Annotated in this window: 2 protein-coding genes; one reads left to right on the top strand and one right to left on the bottom strand. The window is 62.7% G+C overall.

What is annotated here, in order from left to right; all coding sequences use genetic code 11:
* On the top strand, window positions 1-1,034 hold a 1,034-nt coding region (locus GY769_25635; GenBank protein MCP4205307.1), incomplete at its 5' end, for an IS3 family transposase.
* Here GY769_25635 and GY769_25630 read toward each other — a convergent pair.
* On the bottom strand, window positions 1,031-2,433 hold a 1,403-nt coding region (locus GY769_25630), incomplete at its 5' end, for a hypothetical protein (GenBank protein MCP4205306.1). The two genes, GY769_25635 and GY769_25630, sit on opposite strands and share 4 nt — an antisense overlap.

Below are 2,433 nucleotides of genomic sequence, written 5' to 3'. Positions count from 1 at the left end.
GGCAGATGGTCCTCGACTTGATCGATGCGGCGGTGTGCGCCGGTGCGCGGCTCGAGCTCGCTTGCGAGACGATCGGCCTGTCGGCGAGGACGATCCAACGCTGGCGCGAGCAAGGCGGCGGCTGCGATCGCCGTCACGGCCCGCACAGCGAGCCGGCCAACAAGCTCTCGGCGGCCGAGCGCCAGGAGGTGCTGGAGATCGTCAACTCGCCTCAGTACTGCGACCTGTCGCCGAACCAGATCGTCCCGCGGCTAGCCGATGCAGGCATCTATGTGGCGTCGGAAGCGACGATGTACCGCCTCCTGCGGGAGGTAGAGCTGCTGGCCCACCACCAACGCTCGCGACCGGCCGTGAGGTGGCGCCCCCGAGAGCATGTCGCCACGGGTCCGTGCCAGGTGTTCTCCTGGGACATCACCTACTTGCGATCTCCGGTGCGCGGTAGCTTCTTCTACCTCTACCTGATTCTGGATGTCTGGAGTCGCAAGATCATGGGCGCGAAGGTCTACGGCGAGGAGTCGATGGATCTGGCGTCGGAGCTCTTCGAGCAGACCTGCCGTCGTCACGACCTGGATCCGGAGGGTGTCGTGTTGCACTCCGACAATGGCGGTCCGATGAAGGGCTCGACGATGCTGGCTACGCTCCAGCGCCTGGGCGTCGTCGCTTCCTTCAGCCGGCCGCGAGTCAGTGACGACAACCCCTACTCCGAGGCGCTGTTCCGGACTTTGAAGTACCGACCAGGCTACCCCTGCCGCCCCTTCGCTTCCCTCGAAGAGGCGAGGCTCTGGGTCGAGGGCTTCGTGCGCTGGTACAACACCGAGCACCTTCACAGCGCGATCCGCTTCGTGACTCCTGACGATCGGCACTATGGTCGCGAGCAGGAGATCCTCAGCCAGCGCCATCGCGTCTACGAGCGAGCTCGGCGGCGAAATCCTCGTCGGTGGTCCGGAGCGACTCGCAACTGGCAACCCATCAAGACGGTCTATCTCAATCCTGAGAAGAAGTCCTCCGCCAAGGATCTCCTCGCTGCTGCTTAGACCGCCACGCGACCCGGCAGGCCAATGAAAACTACGTCATCCTCACCCAGAGCTCTGAGCCCGCCGCTCAACGAAGTGCACCCGTCTGGATGGGTCGCTGCTGGTGGCAAGGCCGACCAGCTCTTCTCTCGCAAATCGGCCAGCAGTGAACATGGTAGCTCGCTCGATATCGGGCGCCATTCCCATGGCTTGGTTGGCTTGGTTGGCTTGGTTGGCTTGGTTGGGAGGGATGAGAGGAGGGATTGCTTCCGAGCAGGATTTCTCCCCCGGTTGGGTCGGCTACCGGCGCAAATAGCACCGCTGAGGCGACAACTACCTTGACATCTACCGATAGCCCATTCCGCGTCGTCAGTCAGGTCAGTATGTGGATGTAAGCGTTCCGTCTCCTTTACGATACGAAACGCCTGAAACTCGTCCCATTGGTTGCCGAGGTGAATGCTCCGCAGATCCAGCATGGCTTGTGCGCCTTGGAGCACCCATTGCATCCCAGCTCTCTCCAAGCGGTCCTTGACCAGATGCCGACAGGCGCCCTCAATCACGCCCGTAGCGATAGGGTAGCCCGCGCGGAGGTATTCGTGGTACTGCATGCGGTGGCGGTTGTTTTCAAAGTACTGACAGATTTTTATCAGTTGTTTGTTCTTGCGGCCTCTCAGTCCGCTGAGAGTGCCCATGCGTCGCAAGCCGGTGACCACCGAACGGATCTCTCCACGGAGGATCCGAGAGACGCGTTGGCGGACGAATTGGGCGACCGCGGCGCTGCCCTTGGGATGGAAGAGATAGGCTGCGCGCCACAGGCGCGGCGTGACATGGAGCAGATCGAGAATCTGGATAGCGTGGACAGGGAGATAGATTTGCGCCGCCTCCCAGAGCGTGGTCTGACCGTCCATCAGCAGCACCAACGGCCTCTGCTCGAGGGAATTGCGCTCAGCGATTTCCAGGCCCATCCAACCAAAGATCTCTTCCATGGCAGGTTGAGTTGTCCCCTCCTGGTCGCGCGCGAGGCTCGCTCGAACCCGCTTATGTTGAGGGTGAGGCCGATCTCGCGCGGCCGACGCGCCGGGCCGGCGAAACAGCGAGTCCACCACGTCCTCCGGAGTCCGCTCGAAACGGTCCACGGTGTAGGTGGCGCCGACCAGCGCCATCTTCTTAGCTCCCGGTTTCGGACCTTTCGGCGACTGGTGATCCTCAATCGGCGGCGACACGCTCGCGCCACGGCGAATCGGAACCCCTTTGCCATCGGCACTGACCACCATCAACTCACCCTCCTCCGAGGCCGCGGGGGTCTCCAGCGAGTCCCAATAGTCGACCACCGGCTGCGCCATCTTCCGGTTCATCCGCTCTAGACTGTCGACCGACTGCGAAAACCCCAGAATCCTCTGCAGGGTGGCGCTGACCTCGG

The sequence above is a fragment of the bacterium genome (assembly GCA_024224155.1).
Lineage (GTDB): Bacteria > Acidobacteriota > Thermoanaerobaculia > Multivoradales > JAHEKO01 > CALZIK01.
The sequence above is the reverse complement of the archived record's forward strand: the minus strand, read 5'-3'. Positions and strand labels throughout refer to the sequence as shown.